Annotated in this window: 22 protein-coding genes and 3 tRNA genes; 11 read left to right on the top strand and 14 right to left on the bottom strand. The window is 66.5% G+C overall.

Annotated features, from left to right (window positions below; genetic code table 11):
• Nucleotides 1-89: 89 nt before the first annotated feature.
• The 11 genes from ACFFJK_RS08225 to ACFFJK_RS08175 all read right to left on the bottom strand — a co-directional run bounded on the left by ACFFJK_RS08225 (nt 90) and on the right by ACFFJK_RS08175 (nt 13885).
• Nucleotides 90-166, bottom strand: a tRNA-Asp gene (locus ACFFJK_RS08225).
• A gap of 18 nt (nt 167-184) precedes the next feature.
• Nucleotides 185-261 (bottom strand) — tRNA-Asp (locus tag ACFFJK_RS08220).
• A 111-nt stretch (nt 262-372) separates the two neighbouring features.
• Complete coding sequence (gene hbs / locus ACFFJK_RS08215; RefSeq protein ID WP_005671138.1) at nt 373-645, bottom strand: non-specific DNA-binding protein Hbs; 273 nt, start codon at nt 643-645, stop codon at nt 373-375.
• Between the two features lie 192 nt (nt 646-837).
• Nucleotides 838-3246 (bottom strand): endopeptidase La, encoded by a 2409-nt coding sequence (lon, locus tag ACFFJK_RS08210; RefSeq protein WP_379678694.1) that lies wholly within the window; start codon nt 3244-3246, stop codon nt 838-840.
• 268 nt (nt 3247-3514) lie between these two features.
• A complete protein-coding gene (clpX, locus tag ACFFJK_RS08205; protein WP_379678693.1) occupies nt 3515-4783 on the bottom strand; it encodes an ATP-dependent Clp protease ATP-binding subunit ClpX in 1269 nt (422 codons plus the stop codon).
• Nucleotides 4784-4940: 157 nt separating this feature from the next.
• Nucleotides 4941-5558 carry an ATP-dependent Clp endopeptidase proteolytic subunit ClpP gene (clpP, locus tag ACFFJK_RS08200; protein WP_379678692.1) on the bottom strand — a complete coding sequence of 206 codons (618 nt, stop codon included), beginning with the start codon at nt 5556-5558 and terminating at the stop codon, nt 4941-4943.
• 217 nt (nt 5559-5775) lie between these two features.
• Nucleotides 5776-7116 (bottom strand): trigger factor, encoded by a 1341-nt coding sequence (gene tig / locus ACFFJK_RS08195; RefSeq protein ID WP_379678691.1) that lies wholly within the window; start codon nt 7114-7116, stop codon nt 5776-5778.
• 31 nt (nt 7117-7147) lie between these two features.
• A tRNA-Leu gene (locus ACFFJK_RS08190) sits at nt 7148-7234 on the bottom strand.
• A gap of 267 nt (nt 7235-7501) precedes the next feature.
• Nucleotides 7502-9406, bottom strand: coding sequence for a diguanylate cyclase domain-containing protein (locus ACFFJK_RS08185; protein ID WP_379678690.1), 1905 nt, complete (start codon nt 9404-9406; stop codon nt 7502-7504).
• 175 nt (nt 9407-9581) lie between these two features.
• Complete coding sequence (locus ACFFJK_RS08180; RefSeq protein ID WP_379678689.1) at nt 9582-12680, bottom strand: efflux RND transporter permease subunit; 3099 nt, start codon at nt 12678-12680, stop codon at nt 9582-9584.
• Nucleotides 12677-13885: an efflux RND transporter periplasmic adaptor subunit gene (locus tag ACFFJK_RS08175; protein ID WP_379678688.1), complete on the bottom strand. Its 1209-nt coding sequence runs from the start codon at nt 13883-13885 to the stop codon at nt 12677-12679. Before ACFFJK_RS08175 ends, ACFFJK_RS08180 begins: the two co-directional genes overlap by 4 nt.
• A gap of 123 nt (nt 13886-14008) precedes the next feature.
• Between ACFFJK_RS08175 and hpnC the strand changes: the two genes are divergently transcribed.
• The 6 genes from hpnC to ACFFJK_RS08145 all read left to right on the top strand — a co-directional run bounded on the left by hpnC (nt 14009) and on the right by ACFFJK_RS08145 (nt 18993).
• Complete coding sequence (hpnC, locus tag ACFFJK_RS08170; protein ID WP_379678687.1) at nt 14009-14818, top strand: squalene synthase HpnC; 810 nt, start codon at nt 14009-14011, stop codon at nt 14816-14818.
• Between the two features lie 73 nt (nt 14819-14891).
• The gene (gene hpnD / locus ACFFJK_RS08165) at nt 14892-15725 is read left to right on the top strand and encodes a presqualene diphosphate synthase HpnD (protein ID WP_379678686.1); all 834 of its coding nucleotides are present in this window, start codon (nt 14892-14894) and stop codon (nt 15723-15725) included.
• Nucleotides 15712-17175, top strand: a complete 1464-nt coding sequence (gene hpnE / locus ACFFJK_RS08160) for a hydroxysqualene dehydroxylase HpnE (protein WP_379678685.1) — start codon at nt 15712-15714, stop codon at nt 17173-17175. The genes hpnD and hpnE overlap by 14 nt, the downstream gene beginning before the upstream one ends.
• A 33-nt stretch (nt 17176-17208) precedes the next feature.
• A complete protein-coding gene (locus tag ACFFJK_RS08155; RefSeq protein WP_379678684.1) occupies nt 17209-17361 on the top strand; it encodes a hypothetical protein in 153 nt (50 codons plus the stop codon).
• A 29-nt stretch (nt 17362-17390) separates the two neighbouring features.
• Nucleotides 17391-18185, top strand: a complete 795-nt coding sequence (locus ACFFJK_RS08150) for a DUF1700 domain-containing protein (RefSeq protein WP_379678683.1) — start codon at nt 17391-17393, stop codon at nt 18183-18185.
• A gap of 1 nt (nt 18186) precedes the next feature.
• The gene (locus ACFFJK_RS08145; RefSeq protein ID WP_379678682.1) at nt 18187-18993 is read left to right on the top strand and encodes a head GIN domain-containing protein; all 807 of its coding nucleotides are present in this window, start codon (nt 18187-18189) and stop codon (nt 18991-18993) included.
• A 4-nt stretch (nt 18994-18997) separates the two neighbouring features.
• Here ACFFJK_RS08145 and ACFFJK_RS08140 read toward each other — a convergent pair whose 3' ends face one another.
• Entirely contained in the window at nt 18998-20242 is a 1245-nt protein-coding gene (locus ACFFJK_RS08140; RefSeq protein WP_379678681.1) for a TIGR03862 family flavoprotein, read from the bottom strand.
• 146 nt (nt 20243-20388) lie between these two features.
• Here ACFFJK_RS08140 and ACFFJK_RS08135 point away from each other — a divergent pair, with 146 nt between their 5' ends.
• The 5 genes from ACFFJK_RS08135 to dctP all read left to right on the top strand — a co-directional run bounded on the left by ACFFJK_RS08135 (nt 20389) and on the right by dctP (nt 23482).
• A complete protein-coding gene (locus tag ACFFJK_RS08135) occupies nt 20389-20775 on the top strand; it encodes a hypothetical protein (RefSeq protein ID WP_379678680.1) in 387 nt (128 codons plus the stop codon).
• Nucleotides 20772-20975, top strand: a complete 204-nt coding sequence (locus ACFFJK_RS08130) for a helix-turn-helix transcriptional regulator (protein WP_379678679.1) — start codon at nt 20772-20774, stop codon at nt 20973-20975. Before ACFFJK_RS08135 ends, ACFFJK_RS08130 begins: the two co-directional genes overlap by 4 nt.
• Nucleotides 20972-21964 carry an alpha/beta fold hydrolase gene (locus tag ACFFJK_RS08125; protein WP_379678678.1) on the top strand — a complete coding sequence of 331 codons (993 nt, stop codon included), beginning with the start codon at nt 20972-20974 and terminating at the stop codon, nt 21962-21964. Before ACFFJK_RS08130 ends, ACFFJK_RS08125 begins: the two co-directional genes overlap by 4 nt.
• Before the next feature lie 11 nt (nt 21965-21975).
• Nucleotides 21976-22212 (top strand): hypothetical protein, encoded by a 237-nt coding sequence (locus ACFFJK_RS08120; protein WP_379678677.1) that lies wholly within the window; start codon nt 21976-21978, stop codon nt 22210-22212.
• A gap of 253 nt (nt 22213-22465) precedes the next feature.
• Nucleotides 22466-23482, top strand: a complete 1017-nt coding sequence (dctP, locus tag ACFFJK_RS08115; protein WP_379678676.1) for a TRAP transporter substrate-binding protein DctP — start codon at nt 22466-22468, stop codon at nt 23480-23482.
• A 39-nt stretch (nt 23483-23521) separates the two neighbouring features.
• Here the strand turns inward: dctP and moaD are convergent, their stop codons facing one another.
• Nucleotides 23522-23779, bottom strand: coding sequence for a molybdopterin converting factor subunit 1 (gene moaD, locus ACFFJK_RS08110; protein WP_379678675.1), 258 nt, complete (start codon nt 23777-23779; stop codon nt 23522-23524).
• Nucleotides 23780-23799: 20 nt separating this feature from the next.
• Nucleotides 23800-25032 (bottom strand): molybdopterin molybdotransferase MoeA, encoded by a 1233-nt coding sequence (locus ACFFJK_RS08105; RefSeq protein WP_379678674.1) that lies wholly within the window; start codon nt 25030-25032, stop codon nt 23800-23802.
• Between the last annotated feature and the right edge of the window lie 13 nt (nt 25033-25045).

The raw sequence follows: 25045 nt of genomic DNA, 5'->3' as shown, positions 1-25045 counted from the left end.
ACAGCACAGGTTAAAAAAAAAGGCGAACTCGCGTTCGCCTCTTCTCGCTTTCCGGACGCCTTGAACAGGTCCCGGATCTTACTGAATTCTGGCGGAGCGGACGGGGCTCGAACCCGCGACCCCCGGCGTGACAGGCCGGTATTCTAACCAACTGAACTACCGCTCCAGATTGTGAGGTGGATGTTGGCGGAGCGGACGGGGCTCGAACCCGCGACCCCCGGCGTGACAGGCCGGTATTCTAACCAACTGAACTACCGCTCCAACAAAAAACAACTCAGCGCTTACCCGGAAGACTGGATCGCGAGAGGCCCGCCATCCGAACTGCTACCTTTCCGGGTACTGCCTTCTCTGCATGTCACTGCAGAGAAGGCATTAGTTTACAGCATCTTTCAGCGCTTTACCAGCCTTAAATTTCGGAACCTTCGCAGCCTTAATCTTGATCGGTTCCTTGGTGCGCGGATCGCGGCCGGTGCGTGCAGCGCGCTCGCCCACGGTGAAGGTCCCGAAGCCGACCAGCGTGACGCTGTCGTTCTTCTTCAGGCTTTCGGTCACTGCTTCGATCATCGCGTCGAGCGCGCGCGTGGCCGAGGCCTTGGTAATGTCCGCGGACTTCGCGATTTCTTCGATCAGTTCTGTCTTGTTCACTCTAACCCTCGTTTATTCGTTGGACGCCGCGGCGTCTACTTGCAAAAGTGCAAGCGCGTATTAAACAAGGGCAACATTGGTCTGTCAAGCAAGGAACGTGGAGGGTGCCCTCCGTTTGCCCCATGCGTGAGCCGGTTGCGCAAAAAAACAGGCGCCCGCAGGCGCCTGTCTCATCGTCCAACCATCAGCCGGTCAATGCTTGACCACGTCGGTCGAGCCTTCGGCCGCCGCCGGGGTGACCGCCACCGTGGCCGGCACGTCGGCCGCCAGGGCTTCCGGCTGGCGTTCCAGCGCAACCTCGAGCACCTTCTCGATCCAGCGCACCGGCACGATCTCGAGCTTGTTCTTGACGTTGTCCGGAATGTCGGCCAGGTCCTTCACGTTCTGCTCGGGGATCAGGACCGTCTTGATGCCGCCGCGGTGCGCCGCCAGCAGCTTCTCCTTCAGGCCGCCGATCGGCAGCACTTCGCCGCGCAGGGTGATTTCGCCCGTCATCGCGACGTCCGCACGCACCGGGATGCCGGTGAATGCCGAGACCAGCGCCGTGGTCATGCCGATACCGGCCGACGGACCATCCTTCGGCGTCGCACCTTCCGGCACGTGGATGTGGATGTCGGTCTTTTCGAACACCTCGGCCTTGATACCCAGGCGCTGCGCGCGCGAACGCACCACGGTGCGGGCCGCCTCGATCGATTCCTTCATCACGTCGCCCAGGGTACCGGTGCGGATGACCGCGCCCTTGCCCGGCACGTTGACGGCCTCGATGGTGAGCAGGTCGCCGCCCACTTCGGTCCACGCCAGGCCGACCACCTGGCCGATCTGGTTTTCCTTCTCGGCCACGCCGAAGTCGTAGCGGCGCACACCCAGGAACTTGTCCAGGTTCTTGCCGTTCACGATGACGCGCTTCTCCGACTTCTTCAGCAGCAGCATCTTGACGACCTTGCGGCAGATCTTCGAGATTTCGCGTTCCAGCGAACGCACGCCCGCCTCACGCGTGTAGTAGCGGATGATGTCGCGGATCGCGGACTCCTCGACCTTGATCTCCTCGTCCTTCAGGCCGTTGTTCTTGACCTGCTTCGGCAGCAGGTAACGCTGCGCGATGCTGGTCTTCTCGTCCTCGGTGTAACCCGACAGGCGGATCACTTCCATCCGGTCGAGCAGCGCCGGCGGGATGTTGAACGAATTCGAGGTCGCGACGAACATCACGTCCGACAGGTCGAAGTCGACTTCGACGTAGTGGTCCGAGAACGTGTGGTTCTGGGCCGGGTCCAGCACCTCGAGCAGGGCCGACGACGGGTCGCCGCGGAAGTCCGCGCCCATCTTGTCGATCTCGTCGAGCAGGAACAGCGGGTTGCGCACGCCGACTTTCGACAGCGATTGCAGCACCTTGCCCGGCATCGAGCCGATGTAGGTACGGCGGTGGCCGCGGATCTCCGCTTCGTCGCGCACGCCGCCCAGCGCCATGCGCACGTACTTGCGGTTGGTCGCGCGGGCGATCGATTCGCCCAGCGAGGTCTTGCCGACGCCCGGAGGACCGACGAAGCACAGGATCGGCGCCTTCAGCTTGTCGACGCGCTGCTGCACCGCGAGGTACTCGAGGATGCGTTCCTTGATCTTGTCGAGGCCGTAGTGATCCGACTCCAGCACCTGCTGGGCCTTCTCGAGGTCGATGGTCACCTTCGACTTCTTCTTCCACGGCAGGCCGACCAGGGTGTCGATGTAGTTGCGCACGACGGTGGCTTCGGCCGACATCGGCGACATCATCTTGAGCTTCTTGATCTCGCCCTGCGCCTTTTCCAGCGCCTCTTTCGGCATCTTGGCGGCGATCACCTTCTTCTCGAGCTCCTCGATGTCGGCGCCGTCTTCGCCTTCGCCCAGTTCCTTCTGGATGGCCTTGACCTGTTCGTTCAGGTAGTACTCGCGCTGCGACTTTTCCATCTGGCGCTTGACGCGACCGCGGATGCGCTTTTCGACCTGCAGGATGTCGAGTTCGCCTTCCAGCTGGCCGAGCAGGTGCTCGAGGCGCTTGGCGACGTTGAAGATCTCCAGGATGACCTGCTTCTGCTCGAGCTTGAGCGGCAGGTGGGCGGCGACGGTGTCGGCCAGGCGGCCGGCATCGTCGATGCCTGCCAGCGAAGCCAGGATCTCCGGCGGGATCTTCTTGTTGAGTTTGACGTACTGGTCGAACTGCTGGACGATGGCGCGGCGCATGGCCTCGACTTCGGAATCGTCGCCGATTTCCGATTCGACCGGGGTCAGTTCGGCGGTGAAGTGGGTCGCGCCATCGGTGATGTGGTCGATGCGCGCGCGCTGGGCGCCCTCGACCAGCACCTTCACGGTACCGTCGGGCAGCTTCAGCATTTGCAGAATATTGGCCACGCAGCCGATCTCGTAGATGTCTGCGGCGGATGGTTCGTCCTTGGCGGCAGCCTTTTGCGCGGCCAGCATGATGCTCTTGCCCTGCTCCATCGCGGCTTCGAGGGCCTTGATGGATTTCGGACGGCCGACGAACAGAGGTATCACCATATGCGGGAACACGACCACGTCGCGCAACGGCAAGAGGGGCAGCGTCGTTTGCTCGGTTAATTTCGAAGTTGTCATGGCGTACCTTATAAAAGCGTGTTGCTGAACTTGGGCATTCGCAGCGTAAATCTCAAGGCCACTGCGAAAATATTTTCTACCAGTAAAAGAATATCAATATATCGAAAATATAGCCGTTCCAATAAAATTCGGCATTTCAAAAGAAAAAGCCACCACGCGGCTGGGCCGCGAGTGGCTTTTCGGTTGAAGCCTGCGTCTTTTATTGAAGTCGATTGTACCTTCAAGAATCCGTACGGCAAGACTTTTGTTGCAAGTGTGCAGGGCTTTTTTAATTTTCCCCAGACGCTTTCGGCGTTTCGCTGTAGATCAGCAAAGGTTTTGCGCCGTTCGTGATCGTATTCTCATCGATAACGACTTTCACGACGTTCTGCTGGCTTGGCAGTTCGTACATGACATCCAACAATGCATGCTCGAGGATCGAACGCAGGCCACGGGCGCCGGTCTTGCGCGCCAGTGCCTTGCGCGCGATCGCGTGCATGGCCGCAGGCCGTATTTCGAGTTCGGCGCCTTCCATTTCAAGCAGCTTCGAGTACTGTTTGATCAAGGCGTTCTTCGGCTCGACCAGGATCTGGATCAGCGCTTCCTCGGTCAACTCGTTGAGCGTGGCGACCACCGGCAGGCGGCCAACCAGCTCCGGGATCAGGCCGAACTTGATCAGGTCTTCCGGCTCGGCATCCATCATGATCTCGCTGGCCGCGCGCTGGGTCTGGCTCTTGACCGTCGCCGCGAAGCCGATGCCGCTCTTTTCCGAACGGTTCTGGATGATCTTGGCCAGCCCGTCGAAGGCGCCGCCGCAGATGAACATGATGTTGGTCGTGTCGATCTGGACGAAGTCCTGGTTTGGATGCTTGCGGCCGCCCTGCGGAGGCACGGAAGCCATCGTTCCCTCGATCAGCTTGAGCAGCGCCTGCTGCACGCCCTCGCCCGATACGTCGCGCGTGATCGACGGGTTGTCGGACTTGCGCGAGATCTTGTCGATCTCATCGATGTAGACGATGCCGCGCTGGGCCTTCTCGACTTCGTAGTTGCAGCTTTGCAAGAGCTTCTGGATGATGTTCTCGACGTCCTCGCCGACATAGCCGGCTTCGGTCAGCGTGGTCGCGTCGGCGATCACGAACGGGACGTTGAGCATGCGCGCCAGGGTCTGGGCCAGCAGGGTCTTGCCGGAACCGGTCGGGCCCACGAGCAGGATGTTGCTCTTGGCCAGTTCAACGTCGTCCTTCTTGCCCAGGTGCTTCAGGCGCTTGTAATGGTTGTACACCGCCACTGACAGGATGCGCTTGGCCGTCTGCTGGCCGATCACGTACTGGTCGAGCAGTTCGGTGATTTCGTGCGGAGTCGGCAGATCGGACTTGGCGCCCGCCACCGCTTCGACGTTCGAGGTCTCGTCGCGGATGATGTCGTTGCACAGATCGATGCATTCATCGCAAATGAACACCGACGGTCCCGCGATCAGCTTCTTGACTTCGTGCTGGCTCTTTCCGCAGAACGAGCAGTACAGAAGTTTTTCGCCGCTGGAGGATTTTTTGTCAGACATGGGGCAGGTTATCTATTGAGTTGCTTGAATATAACGCTAATACGAGCACGCAACAAGTGCGCACACGAACATGCTACCGCAAATAAAAACGAAACGCCCGAACGTACATTCGCCCGGGCGTTTTTTGGCAACACCTTGTCGGCTTATTGTCGACTATTTATGCGCGGTTGGTCAGAACCCGGTCGATCAGGCCATATTCCACGGCTTCCTCGCCCGACATGAAGCGGTCGCGGTCGGTATCCTTGTGGATCTGCTCCATCGACTGGCCGGTGCGCTCGGCCAGGATGCGGTTCAGGCGCTCGCGCAGGTACAGGATTTCCTTGGCCTGGATCTCGATGTCCGACGCCTGGCCCTGCGAACCGCCGGAGGGCTGGTGGATCATGATACGCGAGTTCGGCAGCGAGAAGCGCTTGCCCTTGGCGCCGGCGGCCAGCAGGAAGGCGCCCATCGAGGCTGCCAGGCCGGTGCACAGGGTGGAGACGTCCGGCTTGATGAAGTTCATCGTATCGAAGATCGCCAGGCCCGCCGAGACGGAACCGCCCGGCGAGTTGATGTACAGCGAAATATCCTTGTCCGGATTCTCGCTCTCCAGGAACAGCAGCTGGGCCACGATAAGGTTGGCCATCTGGTCGTTGACAGGACCGACCAGGAAGATCACGCGCTCCTTCAGGAGGCGCGAGTAGATGTCATAGGCGCGCTCGCCGCGGCCACTCTGTTCGACCACCATCGGCACGAGGCCGAGGGCTTGGGTATCCAATGCCGGATTACGAATCATACCTGTCTCGTTCCTTGTAAATAGGGGGTAGGAAAACCGATTCTAGCAGTTGCGCGTGAGTTCCACAGACACGTAGGGTGGCCGGCTTCGCCGGCCGCGCGTACATCCATCAATGGAACAGCCGCGCGGGCAGCATCACCGGGATTTGAACGCGCGGTCGGCAGAGCCGACCACCCTACGATTGAACCACACTGCACCCTTTCGGGCTAGAAATTCCTTAACCCTGTGGGTTGCCACCCATCAGTTCATCGAAAGCGATGGTCTTGGTGCTGACCTTCGCCTTGCCGAGGACATAGTTAACGACGTTTTCTTCCAATACAAGCGCTTCCACTTCGGCCAGGCGGCGACGGTCGCTGTAGTAGTACTTCAGGACTTCCTTCGGGTCTTCGTAGCTTTGCGAGAAGTCTTCGATCTGGCTCTTGACCTGTTCCTGGGTTGCCTGCAGGTTGTTGTCCGACACCAGTTGCGACAGGATCAGGCCCAGGCGCACGCGGCGCTCGGCCTTGTCGGCGAACATCTCGGCCGGGAACGGCATGCTCTTGACGTCCATGCCGCGCTGCATCATGTCCTGGCGGGTCATCTCGGCCAGGCGCTCCGAATCCTGCTGGATCATGGCCTTCGGCACGTCGATGTCGGTGGCCTTGACCAGCGCGTCCATCACGGCTTCCTTGTTGCGGGCCTTGATGCGGGCGGTGACTTCACGCTCCAGGTTGGTCTTGATGTCGGCGCGCATCTTCTCGATCGAACCGTCTTCGATGCCCAGCGACTTGGCGAACTCGGCGTCGACTTCCGGCATGTGCGCCCACTCGAGCTTGTTCAGGGTGATGGTGAACTCGGCAGTCTTGCCGGCCACATCCTTGCCGTGGTAATCCTCCGGGAAAGCCAGCGGGAAGGTTTTGCTTTCGCCGACTTTCAGGCCGACGGTGGCGGCTTCGAATTCCGGCAGCATGCGGCCTTCGCCCAGCACGAACGCGTAGTTCTCGGCCTTGCCGCCGGCGAATTCTTCGCCGTCGATCTTGCCGACGAAGTCCACGGTCACGCGGTCGCCGTTGGCGGCAACGGCTTCGCCGCCGGTGCCGTGTTCGCCTTCTTCACCCTTGGTGTGGTAGTGCACGCGCTGCTTGCGCAGGATGTCGATGGTCTTGTCGATCTCGGCATCGGTCACGTCGGCGGCGACGGTCTCGACCTCGACATTGGCCAGGTCGCCGATCACGACGTCCGGATAGACTTCGAAGGTCGCGTCGAAGGCGAGCATGCCTTCCGGTGCGTCTTGTTTCGGTTCGATTTTCGGGAAGCCGGCAACGCGCAGCTGGTTCTCGTTGGCTGCTTCGTTGAACGCGCGGCCGACCTTGTCGTTCAGCACGTCCGACTCGATCTGGTAGCCGTATTGCGCCGCGACCATCTTGAGCGGCACCTTGCCGGGGCGGAAGCCCGGGGCCTTTGCCGTCTTGGCCTGCTTCTTGAGGCGCTTTTCGACCTCCGTACGGACGTCAGCTACCGGAAAAGTGATCGTCAAGCGACGCTCGAGTTTACCCAGGGTTTCGACTGCAGTTGCCATTGTAAAAATCGTCCAAAAAAATAATTATTCGTGGTGCGAGGAGGGGGACTCGAACCCCCACACCATTGCTGGCGTCAGGACCTAAACCTGGTGCGTCTACCAATTTCGCCATCCTCGCGCAGGATGCATTTTTGCCGCAAAAACAAAGGGCGCCCGACAGTGAAACCGGCCGCCCTGCACTCCTCTGTTTAGGGGCTACAACTTCAAACAATTATTTTACTGGATTTTCTGTCACTATTGGGCGTTTTTTGCTAGGCGTGCGGGTGCGTACAGCTCATCCGTATGAGTCAGGGGCATCTCATCGGTATCCGCATCCGGTTTCTCATCCATATTGACCGAGGAGAACGGCGGGCGCGCATGCCATCCGGCCGCCGCCAGCCCCGGTTCAGACATCGTCCGCGAACACGATGCGGCCCGGGCCGGATCGCTTGGCGGCGTACATCGCCGCATCCGCGCGCCGCAGCAGCGTCTCGGCGTCGTGGCCGTGCCTGCCGAAGACGCTGATGCCGATGCTGCAGGTCGGCACCACCGTCATCCCGGCCACGGCCAGCGGCTGGGCGATCCCGTCCCTCACCTTGCGCAGGAATTCCATCACCCCGCGCGGATCGCAGCCGGCGCCGCTGCCATGCAGCGAGACGAGCACGAACTCGTCGCCGCCGAGGCGCGCGATCATGTCGGTCTGGCGGATGCAGCGCGAAATGCGCTCGGCAACGGTGCGCAACAGCAGGTCGCCCGCTTCGTGGCCGTGTTCGTCGTTCAGGCGCTTCAGCCCATCCAGGTCGATGAACGCCACGGCCAGCCCGGCCTTGCCGGCCGCGCCGGCGCGTACTTCGCGGCCAAGGCGCTCCATCAGCGTCCGGCGGTTGGGAAGGCCGGTCAACGCATCGAAGCCTGCCAGGTGGATGAGTTCTTCCTCGGCCTGGTGGGCCGCGGTGACGTCCACGAAGGTGAATACATGGTGCGACGCGCTGCCGTCGGGCGCGCAGATGGTGGCAAGGCGCACCTCGCACCAGAACTGGGAACCGTCCTTGCGCGCCAGGCGCAGCACGCGCTGCTGGCCGTGGCGGGCGATCAAGGCGCCGCGGCCCAAGCGCTCCCCGGCTTCCCCCGCGCCTGCGGATTGCCCCGCCTGCGTGCGCTGCGCGTCGGCACCGTCATCCACGCGCCCGCACAGGAAACGCTCGATACTGCAACGCTTCGCTTCCGCCGCTGCGAACCCGGTCAAGCCTTCGAAGGCGGGATTGGTATAGATGACCGGAAAGTCCTGGTCTGCAGCACAGGTAATGAGGATGCCGTCCTGGCTCGACTCGACTGCGCGGTCACGGATCCGGGCAACCTCGTCGGCGCCGACGCGCGCCGTGATGTCGCGCGAGATCCCGACGATCCCGGCAACCTCCCCGTGTTCGTCGTGGAAAGGAAACTTGGTCGTCGAGAAATACCGCAAGGGGCCGTCCCTGGTCACGTTTTCCTCGACCTGGTCGATGATCGGCTGGCCGGTGCGGATGATCGCCTGCTCGTCCGTGAAGAAGCGCTGGCCGCAGGCGAGCGGAAAGAAATCCAGGTCGGACTTCCCGATCAGTGCCGGCACATCGTCGCGGCCGAGGATGCCGACCGCGGCCGCCCGGTTGCCGAAAATGAAGCGGCCGTTGCGATCCTTGGCATAGATATGGTCGGGCATGTTGTCGACGAGGGTCCGCAGCAAGCCGAGTTCGTTAGTGGCGGCGCTGTTGCGCGCGGCTTCGTCGGCGCCGCGCGGGCCCGCGTGCCCGATGTGCGTTCCCGCCAGGCGCAGCGCCCCCAGCTCCGCCAGTTGCACCAGCGCCGCGGCGTCGACCGCGGCCCCATCGGCCAGCGTGAAACACAGCGCACCCAGCACGCCGGCCCCGTCGGCAGACAGCGCGACAGCGACGAAACGCGTCCCCGCCACCGCATGCGTGGCGATCGTCCCCGGACGCAGTCCCTCCAGCAGCAGCCCGGCGACATCCGCCAGCCGCTCGGGCGCGAACGGGACCCTGGCACGGCTGCGATAGCCGCACACCTGGGGAAGCCCAGCCGCGCGCACGCCCACGAAGCTGTGGTCGAAGCGCGTCGTCTCGTGCAGCAGTTCGCCGATACGCTCGCACAACGCGAGCCCGGTTGCCGCCCCCAGGCGCAGCGCCAGGCCGGCGCCGGCCGCCAGCCTGGCCTGCAGCTGGCGCAGTTCGGGCAGCTCCGGCAGCGCGGACGCATGGTCGTTCTGGCCCGCCCCGCCGGCCTGGTACTGTGAAATATGCAAAACGGTCTCGCTCAATGCACGCGTGCGGCGTCAGGATCGCCGCTTCTCGCTGCGAGCAGCGTAGCACCGCCTTGCCTGCAGTTCAATTTGAAGCAGCCCGCCAAGCCCTCCAATGCCGAATATGTTGCTCTTAGACAACGAAACGGAGTATCCCCCCGTCGCGGGGCCAGGGCAAGGCGCAAGCGCGCGCTCAGGCGCCCGCCGTCCCGGCCGGTTTCCTGACACGGAACCAGGCCGCGTACAAGGCCGGCAGGAACAGCAGCGTCAAGGCCGTCGCCACCAGCAGCCCGCCCATGATCGCCACCGCCATCGGTCCCCAGAACACCGAGCGCGACAGCGGAATCATCGCCAGTGCCGCCGCCGCAGCCGTCAGCAGGATCGGACGGCAGCGCCGCACCGCCGCTTCGACGATCGCATCCCAGGGCTCGGCCCCGCCGGCGATGTCCTGCTCGATCTGGTCGACCAGGATGACGGAATTACGGATGATCATGCCGAACAGCGCGATCACGCCGAGGTTGGCCACGAAGCCGAACGGGCGGTCGAAGACCAGCAATGCCATTGCCGCACCGGCAATGCCCAACGGGCCGGTGAGGAACACCAGCAGCGAGCGCGAGAAGCTGTGCAGCTGCAGCATCAGCAACGTGAACACGATGAACAGCACCAGCGGCACGTTGGCCATGATCGATGCTTCCGCCTCCGAACTGTCCGCCGCGGCCCCTTCCACCGTCACGCGGTAGCCGGCCGGCAGCCTGGCGCGGATGGCGGCCAGTTTCTCGTCCACCTGGGCGGTGACGGTCGGCCCCTGGATACCTTCGACCACGTCGGACTGCACCATGATGGCCCACTCGCGGCCTTCGCGCCACACCACGCCGGGCTCCCACGCAAAGTGCACGCGCGCCACCTGCCCGACCGGCACGGCCCCGCCGCCGCTCGTCGGCACCAGCGCTTCCGACAGGCGCGTGATGGTCGAACGCTCCTCGACAGGCTGGCGTACCACGATGTCGATCAGCCGGTTGGTTTCGCGGAACTGCCCGACCGGCGTGCCGCTCAGGGTGGTATTGATGACGCGCCGCACCGTCTGCGAGGTCACGCCCAGGGCGCGCAGCTTGTCCTGGTCGAGGTCCAGGCGCAAGACCTTCACCGCCTCGTTCCAGTTGTCGTTCACGCCCACCGTGTTCGGGTTCGCGCGCATGGTTTCCTTGACCTCGTCGGCCAGCGTTCGCACGATCCCGATGTCCGGCCCCAGCACCTGGAACTGCACCGGATAGGCCACCGGCGGGCCGTTCGGCAGCAGTTTCACACGCCCGCGCACCTCGGGGAAGTCGTTGCGGAAGGCTTCCTCTATCCTCAAGCGCAGGCGCTCCCTCGCCTCGGCGTCCACGGGCAGCACCACCAGCTGCGACACGTTCGACTGCGGGAAGATCTGGTCCAGCGGCAGGTAGAAGCGCGGGCTGCCGGTGCCGACGTAGCTGGTCACGCTCTCCACGCCCTCCTGCTGCCCCAGGAATGCCTCGAAGCGCCTCACGACCGCCTCGTTGGCCGCGAAGCTCGTGCCTTCGGGCGACCACATCTCCACCATCAGCTCGGGGCGGCTGGAATCGGGGAAGAACTGCTTCTCGATGAAGTTAAAGCCGAACACGCCGAGCGCGAACACGCCCAGGCTCAGCGCGATCGTCGTCTTGCGCCATTCCACGCAGCGGTTCACCAGGCGGCGAAAGCGCTCGTACCCCGGGCTGTCGAACACGTCGTGCGAGGATTCGCCCTGGCCGTGCGGCTTCACGCGCAGCAGGATGTAGCCGATGTACGGCGTGAACACCACCGCCGCCACCCACGATACCAGGAGGGCCAGCGCATTTACCGAGAACATGGTGAAGGTGTACTCGCCGGCGGTCGACTTGGCCAGGCCGATCGGCAGGAAGCCCGCCGCGGTGATCAGGGTGCCGGTCAGCATCGGCATCGCGGTCGAGGTGTAGGCAAAGGTCGCCGCCTCGAAGCGCGACAGGCCCTCTTCCATTTTCCGCACCATCATCTCCACCGCGATGATGGCGTCGTCCACCAGCAGGCCGAGCGCGATGATCAGGGCGCCAAGCGAGATCTTGTGCAGCGAGATGTCGAGCAGGCGCATGAAGAGGAAGGTGATCGCCAGCACCAGCGGAATGGTCAGGGCCACCACCAGGCCGGGGCGCACGTCGATGCGCAGCTTCGGCTTGGTATGCAGGCCCAGCGCAATGAAGGACACGGCGAGCACGATGATCACCGCCTCGACCAGCACCTTGACGAACTCGTCGACCGAAGCCGTGACCGCCTGCGGCTGGTCGGCCACGCGTTCGAGCTCGATCCCGACCGGCAGCTGGGCGCGGATCGCTGCCACCGTCGCAGCGAGCCCCTCGCCCAGCTTGATGATGTTCCCGCCCTTCTCCATCGACACGCCCAGGCCGATCACTTCCTTGCCGTTGTAGCGCATCTTGTCCCGGGGCGGGTCCTGGTAGCCGCGCTTCACGGTGGCGAAGTCGCCCAGGCGGAAGGTGGTGCCGTTGGCCCGCAGCTGCAGGTTTTCCAGCAGCTGGGTGGTCTTCAGGGCGCCGGTGACGCGCACCTGCAGGTAGTCGGTGGGCGTGACCAGCACGCCGCTGGCCTCGACCTGGTTCTGGGTCGCGATCTGGTTGACGATCTGTTCGAAGGGCACGCCGAGCTGGGCAAACTTCTTGCTGGAGAACTCGATGTAGATCTTCTCGTCCTGGACGCCGAACTGCTCGACTTTCGCCACCAGCGGCACCTTCAGCAGTTGCTGGCGCACGAAATCGGCGTAGTCGCGCATCTCGGCATGGGTGAAGCCGTCGCCCGAGAGCGCGAAGATGGAGCCGTAGGTGTCGCCGAACTCGTCGTTGAAGAAGGGTCCGACCACTCCCTGCGGCAGGGTGGCGGCCATGTCGCCGATTTTCTTGCGCACCTGGTACCAGGCCGGCATGGTCTCGGCGGGCGGCGTCGATTCGCGCAGCTCGATGATGATGGTGGTCTCGCCCGGCTTGGAGAAGCTGCGGATGCGGTCGACGTAGGGCGTCTCCTGCAGCGTGCGCTCGAGCGGGTCGGTCACCTGTTCGGCCATCTGCACGGCCGTGGCGCCCGGCCACACGGCGCTGACGACCATGGCGCGGAAGGTGAACGGCGGATCCTCGTCCTGGCCCAGCTGCTGGTAGCTCAGGATGCCGAAGATGAGCAGCGCGGCGATCAGGTAGCGCGTGAGCGGGATATGTTCCAGCGCCCAGCGCGACAGGTTGAAGCCCCTCATCGGCGCCCCCCGGCAGGGTCGCCCCCGGTGCTGCTTGCAGCGCTACCCTCCGTGCCGCCGTCGTTGCCGGCGGCCGTGCCGGCGCCGACCGCGGCCGCTTCGGTGTCGCCGCGGCGCGCGATGTCGGCCGTCAGGATGCGCACCTTCTGGCCCGGCTTGAGCAGGTGCACGCCGGCCGTCACCACCGTCTGGCCCGGCTGCACGCCTGCGGACAGGACGATGTCGTTGCCCGACTGGCCCGCCACTTGCACGCGGCGCAGCTGCACCGCGCGGTTCTCGACCACCCAGACGCTGGTTGCGCCCTTGTCCTGCACCAGGGCGCTGAGCGGTACGCGCAGGCCGGCGGCACCGGCCTCGGCCGCCGCCGCCATGTCCACGGTGGCGGTCATGCCGAGGCGGATATCCGGGCGCGCCGGGATGGCTACCTTGACCATGTAGGTCCGGGTCGCCGGGTCGGCCACGGGAGAAACTTCGCGGATCCGGCCGGGAATGGCTTCGTCGCGGTGGGCCCACAGGCGTACCCTGACGTCGCTGGCCTGGCGCAGTTGCTCGACGCGGTCTTCGGGAATGCCGATGACCACTTCCTTTTCGTCGGTGCGCGCCACGCGCACGACCGGGGCGCCGGCCGCGACCACCTGGCCGACTTCGGCGTCGATGGCCGTCACGACGCCGTCGGCATCCGACGCCAGGTTGGCGTAGCCGGCCTGGTTCGACTGGCCGCGCAAGCCCGCACGGGCGGCGTCCACGTTGGCCTGGGCGGCGCGCAGGGCAGCCTGCTTGGCGTCGAGCACCGCCTGGCTGACGAAGTTCTGCGCGCGCAGGTTCTGGTGGCGCTTGAAATCGGCCTGGGCCAGGTCGCGTTCGGTCTCGGCCGCGCGCAGCGTGGCGCGCGCCTGCGCCTCGGCCAGGCGCAGGTCTTGCGGATCGAGGCGCATCAGGACCTGGCCGTCCTTCACGCTGGCCCCCACGTCCACCCGGCGCTCGACGATCTTGCCGCCCACCCGGAAGCCGAGGCGCGATTCATAGCGCGCCCGCACATCGCCCGAGAATTCGAAGCGCTCGCTCCCGTCGCCGGCGGCCAGCGTGATCACCCGGACCGGGCGCACGTCTTCGGTTTTCGGGGCGGGTTTGTCGCAGGCGGCGAGCAGGGCCGCGAGCAGCGGCGCCGCAAGCAGGGTGGAACGGAAAGACGGGGAGGCAAGCACGCTGGATCCTTTGTCGATGAACTGCGCGCGACATTATTCAAGATGAATACTGCGGCATTTGTAACCGAGCAATTATAATCATTGAAACAGTGAAACAATTGGCTTTAGAGTCCTTAGTCGAATATGCCCGTCGAGCACTACGAAAACTTTCCCGTTGCGTCCATCCTGATGCCGCGGCGCCTGGCGCCGGCCGTCGAGGCGATCTACGCCTTCGCACGCAGCGCCGACGACATCGCCGATGAGGGCGACGCCGCGCCGGCCGAGCGCCTGGCGGCGCTGGCGCGCTACGGCGAGCAACTGGACGGCATCGGGCGCGGCGTGGTGCCGGCCGACCCGATGTTCGCGCGCCTGGGCCGGGTGGTCGCGCAATTCCGGCTGCCGGTCGGTCCCATGCACGACCTGCTCTCGGCGTTCAGCCAGGACGTGGTCACCACCCGCTACCCCGACTACAGCGCGCTGCTCGACTACTGCCGCAGGTCCGCCAATCCCGTCGGGCGCCTGATGCTGGAACTCTACGAGGCGGTGGACGAGCCCAACCTGCGCGATTCGGACGCGATCTGCACCGCCCTGCAGCTCATCAATTTCTGGCAGGACGTCGCCATCGACCTGGCCAAAGGCCGCATCTACCTGCCGCAGGAAGACCTGGAGCGCCACGGCGTGACCGAAGCCGACCTCGCCGCCGGCCCGGCCACGCCGGCCTGGCGCGCCCTGATGCGCTTCGAGGTCGAGCGCGCCCGCGCACTGATGCTGGCCGGCGCGCCGCTGGTACACAGGCTGCCGGGCCGCATCGGCTGGGAACTGCGCCTGATCGTGCAGGGCGGCCTGCGCATCCTGGAAGCGATCGAGCGGGCCGATTACGACGTGTTCGGGCGCCGCCCCACACTGCAGCCGTCCGACTGGTTCGTGATGGGCTGGCGTGCCCTGCGGATGTGAAGCGGACCTGTCGCGCCGCGCATCGGCTAAGATAGCGGATTCGCATCGCAAAAATACCAATAGCAATCAATACATGTCTCCCGACGAATACTGCCAGCAAAAGACCGTCCAGAGCGGCTCCAGCTTCTATTACAGCTTCCTGTTCCTGCCGCCCGAGCGCCGGCGCGCCATCACGGCGCTGTACGCGTTCTGCCGCGAAGTCGACGACACCGTCGACGAGACCAGCGACACGTCGGTGGCCCGCATCAAGCTGGCCTGGTGGCGCACCGAAGTCTCGACCATGTACAAGGGCACGCCGACCCATCCGGTAACCCAGGCGCTGCAGCCGCACATCGCGCCCTGCAAGCTGGAAGAGCAGCACCTGCAGGCGATCATCGACGGCATGGAGATGGACCTCGACCAGAGCCGCTACCTGGATTACGCCGGCCTGCAGAAATACTGCTGGCGGGTCGCGGGCGTGGTCGGCATCCTGTCGGCCAGCATCTTCGGCTACACCAACCCGCAGACCCTGGCCTATGCCGAGAAGCTGGGCCTGGCCTTCCAGCTGACCAACATCATCCGCGACGTCGGCGACGACGCGCGCAAGGGCCGCATCTACCTGCCCGTGAACGAACTCCAGCAGTTCAACGTGACAGCAAGCGACATCCTCAACTTCCGCCACAGCGAAAAGTTCGAGGCGCTGATGCAGTTCCAGACCGATCGCGCGCAGAAGACCTACGACGAGGCGCTGGCCCTGCTGCCCAAGGAAGATCGCCGCGCCCAGCGCCCGGGCCTGATGATGGCCGCCATCTACCGCACCCTGCTCGACGAGATCGAGCGCGACCGTTTCCACGTGCTGAACCAGCGCATCTCGCTGACGCCGCTGCGCAAGCTGTGGCTGGCGTGGAAGACCTATGTCCGTGCCTGACAGGCCGCGCGAGCGGGGCCTGCGCGTCCTGGTGGCCGGGGGCGGCTGGGCCGGCTGCGCCGCCGCGGTGGAACTGGCGCGATGCGGCGCGCAGGTCACGCTGGTGGAAAGCGCACGCACCCTGGGCGGCCGGGCCCGCGGCGTGGACGTGCACGGCAGCACGCTCGACAACGGCCAGCACATCCTGCTGGGCGCCTATGGCGAAACCCTGCGCCTGTTGCGCCTGGTCGGCATCGACCCCGATACCGCCCTGCTGCGCCTGCCCGTGCAGATGCGCTATCCCGAGGGCGGGGGCGGCATGGATTTCATCGCGCCGCGCCTGCCCGCCCCGCTGCACCTGGCCGTCGCGCTGCTGCGCGCCAGGGGCCTGGCGCGCGAAGACAAGATGGCCTTGGCCCGCTTCACCAGCACCGCCCGCTGGATGGGCTGGGTGCTGTACAACGATTGCACGGTGGACGAGCTTCTCGCGCGTTATGACCAGACCCCGCGCCTGAACCGGCTGCTGTGGCACCCCCTGTGCATCGCCGCGCTCAACACGCCGCCGTCGCGGGCGTCGGCCAAGGTGTTCCTGGCCGTGCTGCGCGACAGCCTCGGCGCCAAGCGCCGCGCCGCTTCCGACATGCTGCTGCCGCGGATGGAAATGGGCGCCCTGTTCCCGGACGCGGCCGCCGCGTATGTAAGGGAGCATGGCGGCGCCGTGCGCACCGGCGTCAGGCTGCAGGGCCTGGCCCGTGCCGGCGACGGCGCCGGCTGGCAGGCCACGCTCATGGGCGCCGGTTCCGCCGGCAATTCCGGTGCCAATGCGGGCGGCGATGAACCCTTCGACGCAGTGGTGCTGGCGACGCCGGCCACGCAATCCGCGGCGCTGCTGGCGCCCTTTGCGCAGGCCGCCCAGGTCGCCGGCCAGCTGTCCGCGCTCGCCTATGAACCGATCGCCACCTGCTACCTGCAATACGACCCGTCGGTCCGGCTCGGCCTGCCCTTCTACGCCCTGCTCGACGACCCGGCCGAAGGCCGCTGGGGCCAGTTCGCCTTCGACCGGGGGCAGCTCGACGCTGCCCAGCCGGGGCTGCTGGCGGTCGTGGTCAGCGCCGCGGGCGACGCCGCCGGACTCGACCAGGATGCGCTGGCGGCCGGCATCGCGCGCCAGCTGGCGCAGGACCTGGGCGACCCAAGGCTTGCTGCGCCGCAGTGGAGCCGGGTGATCACCGAGAAGCGCGCCACCTTTTCCTGCACCCCGGGGCTGCAGCGTCCAGGCGTCGAGACCCCGCTGCCGGGCCTGGTCCTGGCCGGGGACTACACGGACAGCGACTACCCGGCAACGCTGGAAACCGCAGTGCGCAGCGGGCTTGCCGCCGCGAAGGTTATCCGCTCCCACGGCACCCTGCCCCGCGAAAAACGCAGCCTGTCGCACAGCGGTGGCCCCGGTGCCCCGACTTCCGTAAGGTAGCACCATCGATACAGGTCTTACGGAACACTTAACATGAACAACTTCCAACTCGGAATGCGCACCCTGGCCCTGGTGGCCTTCGTTGCCGCCGTCACCGCCGTGCTGGTCATGCCGGAACTCATCGGCGGCTCCGCGCCGGATACCGCGCTCGCGATCGGCGCCTTCCCGGTCCTGGCGCACCATTGAACCAGAGGCCAGCCGGGACACAGCAGCACATGGGCAAACTGGAATATCTCGACGCGCTCAAGCGGGCCATGCACGGCCTGCCACCGGAGACGCAAGCCAAGACGCTGGCCTGGTACGAGCAGCGCTTCGTCGACGGCATCGCGGCCGGTCGCACGGAAGCAGGCATCGCGGACGAACTGGGCGACCCGCGCAAGGTGGCGGTGACGCTGCGCGCGAGCGCCCACATGAACGCCTTCGCGGAAAAGAAAAACCCCGGGAACGCGTTGCGCCTGCTCGTCTCCGGCGCCGGCCTGCTGGTCTTCAACCTGTTCATGGCGATTCCGGCCGCGGTCTACGCCGCCCTGCTGGTTGCCCTGTACGGCTGCGCGCTGGGCTTCTACGTGGCGGGCATCGCCATCACCGCCAGCGGCCTGGCCGGGGCCAACGAACTGGTGCTCAGCAATCCGCTGCACCGGGTCGTGATCACCGAGGACGGCGAGCGCCGCGAAACCCGCGACAGCGTGCGCACCCGGGTGTCGATCGGCGAACACGGCATCCACGTGGTCGAGGAAGACGCGCAACCGGAGCCGGAAGCCGGGGCCAATCCGGACGAGGCCGCGAAGTCGAAGGCGGTGATCCGCCGCGCCGGGAAGGTCGCCGATGCCGGCATCCAGATCACCACCGACATGGACAAGGAGTCGCGTACCACCCAGACGCTGTTCGGCCTGGGCATGGTGCTGGGCGGAATCGCGCTGTTCCTGCTCTCGCTCGTCATCACCAAGTACACGTTCATCGGCCTGAAGCGCTACGTCCGCATGAACCTGTCGCTGCTGAGGGGGAGCTGACATGCGCGCACTGCTCAAGGTCGGCTTCAGCCTCCTGCTGCTGGCCTTCGTCCTCATCGGCCTGAGCTACAGCATGCTGCGCGCCAACGGCGTCGCCTCTGCAAGCGAAGGCCGCCAGGTGGCCAGCGAGACCCGCCCGGTCCCGGCCGGCATCACGGCGGTCGACCTGAACGGCCCGATCGACCTGACCCTGCGCTACGGCGCCACGCCGTCCCTGAAAGTGCGTGGCGAAGCGCGCCTGCTGGGCAACGTGGACGTGACCCGGGAGGGCGCGATCCTGCACGTCGGCATCCGCGGCATGGTGCTGCGCCACCGCCGCCCGCTCGAAGTGGAACTGGTGCTCCCGAGCCTGGCCAGCGTGACCGTGGACGGCAGCGGCGACAGCACCGTCAACGGCTTCTCGGGCGAGCGCATCGAGGTGCGCATGGAAGGACCGGGCAGCCTGCGCTTCAACGGGCGCTTCCGCCAGGTCAATGCCGCCCTCAGCGGCAGCGGCGAGCTGGACCTGAACGCGGGTGCGGGGGTCGACCGTTTCGAGGCGGCCCTCACGGGTTCGGGAAGCCTGACGATCGTCGGCAGCGCCCGCGAGCTGCATGCCACCGCCAGCGGCTCGGGCGAACTCGATGCGCGCCACCTGCGCGCGGCCAGCGTCGAAGTCGGCCAGACCGGCTCCGGCAGCAGCACGGTGCAGGCAAGGCAGAGGGTCAAGGCATCGATTTCCGGCAGCGGCGACATCGAGGTCTTCGGCAATCCGGCCGAGCGCAGCATCAGCCGCAGCGGCAGCGGCAGCGTCACGTTCCCGGATTGAGCGTTCAGGTCTTGCCGAGCCAGGCCAGCGCGTCGCGCCCCGCCGCGCGGCCGCTGCCGAAACAGGCGGTGAGCAGGTAGCCGCCGGTCGGCGCCTCCCAGTCGACCATCTCTCCCGCCACGAACACACCCGGCAGCGCGTGCAACATCGCGCTGCCCTGCTCCAGCGCCTCGAAACGCACCCCGCCGGCGCTGCTGATCGCCTCGTCGATCGGGCGCGGACGTTGCAATACCAGCGGCAGGGCCTTGAGCGCCGCGGCCAGGCGCGCCGGGTTTCCGTACGCTTCCTTCGACAGGCACTCGTGCAGCAGGCCAGCCTTCACGCCCTTGATGCCCAGGCGCCCCTGGAGGTGGCTTGCCATCGAGCGCGAACCGCGCGGGCGCTCCACTTCGGCCGCCACGCGCGCGGCGTCGAGGTCGGGCAGCAGGTCGAGCCAGATGGTGGTGCTGCCGTGCTGCGCGATCTGGTCGCGCAGCGGCGCCGACAGGGCGTACACCAGGCTGCCCTCGATGCCGGTCTGGGTGACGACGAACTGCCCCTGGCGGCGCTGCATCGTCCCCTGCGCGTCGCGCCAGGCGACGGCGACGGTCGTCAGCGGCGCCCCCGCGTGCCTGGTGCTGAAATGCGCGCTCCAGTCGACGTCGAAGCCGCAATTCGACGGCACCAGCGGCGCAACGTCCACCCCGCGCTCGCGCAGCAGCGGGACCCAGGCGCCGTCCGAGCCGAGACGCGCCCAGCTCGCCCCGCCCAGGGCGAGCACGGTGGCCTGCGCCTGCACCATGGATTCCCCCTCGGGCGTGGCGAAGCGCAAGCGGCCATCCTGCCAGCCCAGCCAGCGGTGCCGCATGTGAAAGCGTACGCCGGCCTCGCGCAACCGGTGCAGCCAGGCGCGCAGCAGCGGCGCGGCCTTCATATCGGTCGGGAACACGCGGCCCGAGCTGCCGACGAAGGTGTCGATCCCGAGCGCATGGATCCAGTCGCGCACCGCCTGCGGGTCGAATCCGTCGAGCCAGCGCGTGACCTGCGCTTCGCGTGCGCCGTAGCGCGCCCGGAATGCCGGCAGCGCTTCGGAGTGCGTGATGTTCATGCCGCCCTTGCCCGCGAGCAGGAACTTGCGCCCGACGGAGGCCATGGCGTCGTACACGTCCACCTGCACCCCGCCGGCGGCCAGGGTTTCGGCCGCCATCAGGCCGGCGGGGCCGCCGCCGATGATGGCGACACGGGATGAAGTCGGTTGAACCAGGGTCATGGCGGATACGTCGGGACTGGGTGGGAGCGGCATTGTAGTCGAGAATGCACCCTGCTTGAACTGTGAACGACAATGTAAAGGGAGCTTGACACAGCGGGATTGTGCCCCTACGATGTAAAGCATACTTTACTTCACGGAGCGGCGCCATGTACCAGAAGCGGATCAACAACACCTACCTGCGCGAGCTGCTCGGCGGGCTCGTCCTGTACTGTGTCCTCCTGGTCGTCGCCATCCGCGTCGGCCGGCCGCTGGAGGACGGCGTGCCGCGCACCCTGCTGCTGGTATCTCCCATGATTGGATTCGGACTGATGCTGTGGGCGATCGCGCGCCACGTACGCCGGGTGGACGAATACATGCGCCAGCTCCTGCTCGAATCGGTCGCCCTCGGCGCCGGCATCACGGCCGGCCTCACCTTTACCTACGGCTTCCTCGAGACCGCCGGCTTTCCGCGCCTGTCGATGTTCGCGGTCTGGGGCGTGATGTGCGTGGCGACCGTCGCCGTATGCGCCGTGCGCAAGCTGGGCGGGCGATGAACAACCACATCAGGGCCTTGCGGGCCGCGCGCGGCTGGAGCCAGGCGGAACTGGCCGAGATGCTCCAGGTCTCGCGCCAGAGCGTGAACGCCATCGAGACCGGCCGCTACGACCCCAGCCTGCCGCTGGCTTTCGCCATCGCCCGCCTGTTCGGCCAACCCATCGAATCGATTTTCATCCCCGAAACGGAGACACCATGAAAGCAGCCGTCCTGATTACCCTGGCCCTGGGCGCCGCCCTACCCGCCCTACCCGCCATGTCCGCCATGTCCGCCATGTCCGCCCCGGTCACCCCGTCCGCCCAGGCCGCCGGACCGGCGCCCGCCGCCAACCGCTTCGCCATGCGCATCGCGCCGGCCGAACGTTTCGAGGTGGACGGCATGCTGGTCGAGCGCCACGGCCAGGGCGGACGACCCCTGGTCCTGGTGCCCGGCCTGGCGAGCGGCCCGTGGGTCTGGCAGGACCTGGTCCGCCGTTTCAGCGGCGAGCGCGCGGTGTACGTGGTGACCCTGCCCGGCTTCGACGGCCGCCCGGCGCCGCTGGGAGCGGCTGCCGATTCGCCGCTCGCCTCGGCGCGCGCCGCGCTCAGGGAACTCGTCACCTCGCGCCGGCTGGCCAAGCCGGTCCTGGTCGGCCACAGCCTGGGCGGCGCGCTCGCCCTGGCCGTGGCGCAAGACCTGCCGGCGCTCGTGGGCGGCGTCATCTCGGTCGACGGACTGCCGGTGTTCCCCGGCACCGAGGACCTGGCGCCGGAACAGCGTCCGATGATGGCGGCCGCGGTGCGGCAGCGGGTCGACGCGGCCGCGCCGGATGCCTACGCGAACCAGCAACAGCAGTACATGCGCACCCAGGGCCTGGTGGACATGGGCAAGGCCGCCGACCTGGCGGCGCTGGCGCTGCGCAGCGACCGCACCGCCGTCGGCGCCTACATGGCCGACCTGCTGGCGGCCGACCTGCGCCCGGGGCTGCCGAAGATCACCGCCCCGGTGCTGGTGCTGGTACCCTATTTCGCGCCGGACGCCGGCCAGGACGGGATCACCGCGCCGATGAAGCTCGATCACTACCGCAGCCTGCTCGAGGGCACCCCCAGGCTCGAACTGGCGCCGGTCATGAACGCGCGCCACTTCGCCATGATCGACCAACCCGACGCCGTTGCCGGCGCCGTCCGCCAGTTCCTCGACCGCCTCTGAAGGAGCCTGCCATGTCGAAGTTCAATACGGTAATCCACTGGAGCGGCCAGTATCTGCTGGCCGCGAGTTCGATGTTCATGCTGCTTGAAGTCATCGACATGCTGCGCGGCGAAGCCTTCGGCGCCGCCTGGCGCGAATCGCTGGCCTGGGCGGTACTGGCCGCCGCCATCTTCATCGGTTCGCGCTACTACCAGGCGAAACGGGGCGCGGCCTGCGCCGTCTGCAAGGACCCGCCGGCCAGGGGCTGACTTCTCCATCCTCCGCGATGCATCAAGGCGGACCCGGGGCGGCGATGCAAGAATGCCGCCTTGAATGCCGCTACGGCAGATGTATGCATTTGTCATACCTGCAAGATTCTGCTTGACAATACAACTGGCAGGAATATTCTTGTATCCGCTATAACGAACGATGGCCTCCCGCTCGACGAGGCGGCCACGATTCGTCTGGCAGTCCGTTTCAACATCTTGGAGGATGTGTATGTCGGTTAAGACAAGGACAGCAATGTCCCGCAGGACGATGCTGGGCGCAATCGCGACCAGTCCGCTCTGGATGCAGTCCGCATGGGCGCAGCCGGGCAAGCTCAAAATCTCCCATCAATTCCCCGGCGGCAGCATCGCGCAAGGCGACTTCCGCGACCGGTTGTGCCGGATGTTCGCGGCCGACGTCGAGCGGCGCACCCGCGGCGCGCTGAAGTTCTCGATCTATCCCGGCTCCACGCTGATGGGCGCCAACGCCCAGATCCCGGCGCTGCGCAGCGGCACGCTGGACATGGCGCTGGTCCCCCTGTCGTACGCGGGGGCCGAGGCGCCAGAGGCCAACATCGGCCTGATGCCGGCGCTGGTCACCTCGTACGAACAGGGCTTCGGATGGAAGAACGCTCCCGTCGGGCGCGAACTCACCCGCATCCTGAACGACCAGGGCCTGGTGATCGTGAGCTGGATCTGGCAGGCCGGCGGGGTTGCCTCGCGCGAAAAACCGATCCTGTATCCCGAGGACGTGGCCGGCATGCGGGTGCGCGGCGGCTCGCACGAGATGGACCGCCTGCTGGCGGACGCCGGCGCCACGGCGGTGAGCATGCCCTCGAACGAGATCCAGGCCGCGATGCGTAGCGGCAGCCTCGACGCGGCCCTGACTTCCTCGACCTCGCTGATGTCGTTCCGCCTGCAGGATGCCTCGCGCGCCCTGACCACGGCGCGCGGCGGCGCCTACTGGTTCATGTTCGAGCCGCTGATGATGTCGCGTACCGTGTACGACCGCCTCAGCAAGCCGCAGCAGGCGGCCGTGATGGCGGTCGGTGCGCAGCTGGAAGCCTTCGCGCTCAAGTCCGCGCGCGCCGACGATGCGGCGGTGGCCTCGGTCTATCGCGCGCGCGGCGCCCAGGTCGTGGACCTGAATGCGGACGCCTTGCGCAAGTGGCAGGCGATCGCGCGCACCAACGCGTGGCGCGAGTTCGGGGAGCGCAACGGCAATTGCGCCAGGCTGCTGGAGCTGGCGGAGCAGTCGATCGTGGTGATCTGAGCGTCGCGGGGCGGCTGGCGCTGCCGCCCGCCCCGCGCGCTACCCGCCCGTCACCGGCGGAAAGAACGCCACCTCGGCGCCATCCGTCACGGCCGTATCGGGCCCGCACATCACCTGGTTGCAGGCCATGCGCACGGCGCGCCCCTGGCCCAGCGCCTCGGCCCAGCTGCCGCCGCGCGCAACCAGCGCATCGCGCACCGTTCCCACCGTGGCCACGCCTTCCGGAAGCTCGAACGGCTCCTGTCCCGTGCCCACCGCTTCGCGCACCGACGCGAAGTATTTCAAGGTGATCTTCATCGTTGTCCCGCCATGATTCGTCAATGCTGCAGTTCCGCGAACGGAATGAAGCGCACCAGGTCGCCCTCGGCGATCGCCTGCCCCGGCGGATTGTCCACCAGGCCGTCGCCCCACACGGTGGACGTCAGCACGCCCGAGCCCTGGTTCGGGAACAGGTCCAGGCCTCCGGCCGCGTTCACGCGCACGCGCAGGAACTCGTTGCGGCGGTCGGCTTTCGGCAGCGAGAAGTCGGCGCGCATGGCATAGCCGCGCGGCTCCACCGGGCCGCTCGCGCCCTGCAGGCGCAACAGGAAGGGCCGCACGAACAGCAGGAAGGTGACGAAGCTGGAAACCGGGTTGCCGGGCAGGCCGATGAAGTGAGCAGCACCAGTGGAGCTGCTTGTGAAGCCACCCTCTTCTCTTCGCACTTCGCCGAAGGCCAGGGGCTTGCCCGGCTTGACGGCGATCTGCCACATGTCCAGCCGCCCTTCGCTTTCCACCGCCGGCTTGATGTGGTCTTCCTCGCCGACCGACACGCCGCCCGAGGTGATGATCAGGTCGTGTTCGCGCGCCGCCTCGCGCAGCGTGGCGCGCGTGGCCTCCAGCGAGTCGGGCACGATGCCGTAATCGGTCATCTCGCAACCGAAGTTCTCCAGCAGAGCGCGCAGGGTGAAGCGGTTCGAATTGTAGATCGCGCCCGGCTTGAGGGCCTCGCCCGGCATCGCCAGTTCGTCGCCGGTGAAGAACACCGCCACCCGGGCCCGGCGCCGCACCGGCAGCTGCGCCAGCCCGACCGAGGCCGCCAGGCCCAGCTCCTGGCCGCGCAGGCGGGTGCCGGCGGGCAGGATGACCGAGCCGGCCGCGACGTCTTCGCCGGTTCGCCGGATCCACTCGCCGGCGCGCGGCGCATGGCGCACGGTGACGCTGTCGCCCACCGCCTCGCACTGCTCCTGCATCACGACCGCATCGGCGCCCGGGGGGATCAGCGCCCCGGTGAAGATGCGCGCCGCCGTGCCCGGCGCCAGCGGCTCGCCGACAGTGCCGGCCGGGATGCGCTGCGCCACGCGCAGGGTCGCGCTGCCGCTTTCGCAATCGACCGCGCGCACGGCATAGCCGTCCATCTGCGTATTGTCGGCGGACGGGACGTCGATCATGGCATGCTGGTCCTCGGCCAGGACGCGGCCATTGGCTTCGAGCGTCGGCACCGTCTCGACGTCCGCCACCGGACGCACCGCGTCGAGCAGGGCGCTCAGCGCCTCGCGCACGGAAAGCATGGGCGCCCTCATC

The organism is Massilia consociata, assembly GCF_042432755.1.
GTDB lineage: Bacteria > Pseudomonadota > Gammaproteobacteria > Burkholderiales > Burkholderiaceae_D > Telluria > Telluria consociata.
This window is presented reverse-complemented; position numbering and strand designations above follow the sequence as displayed.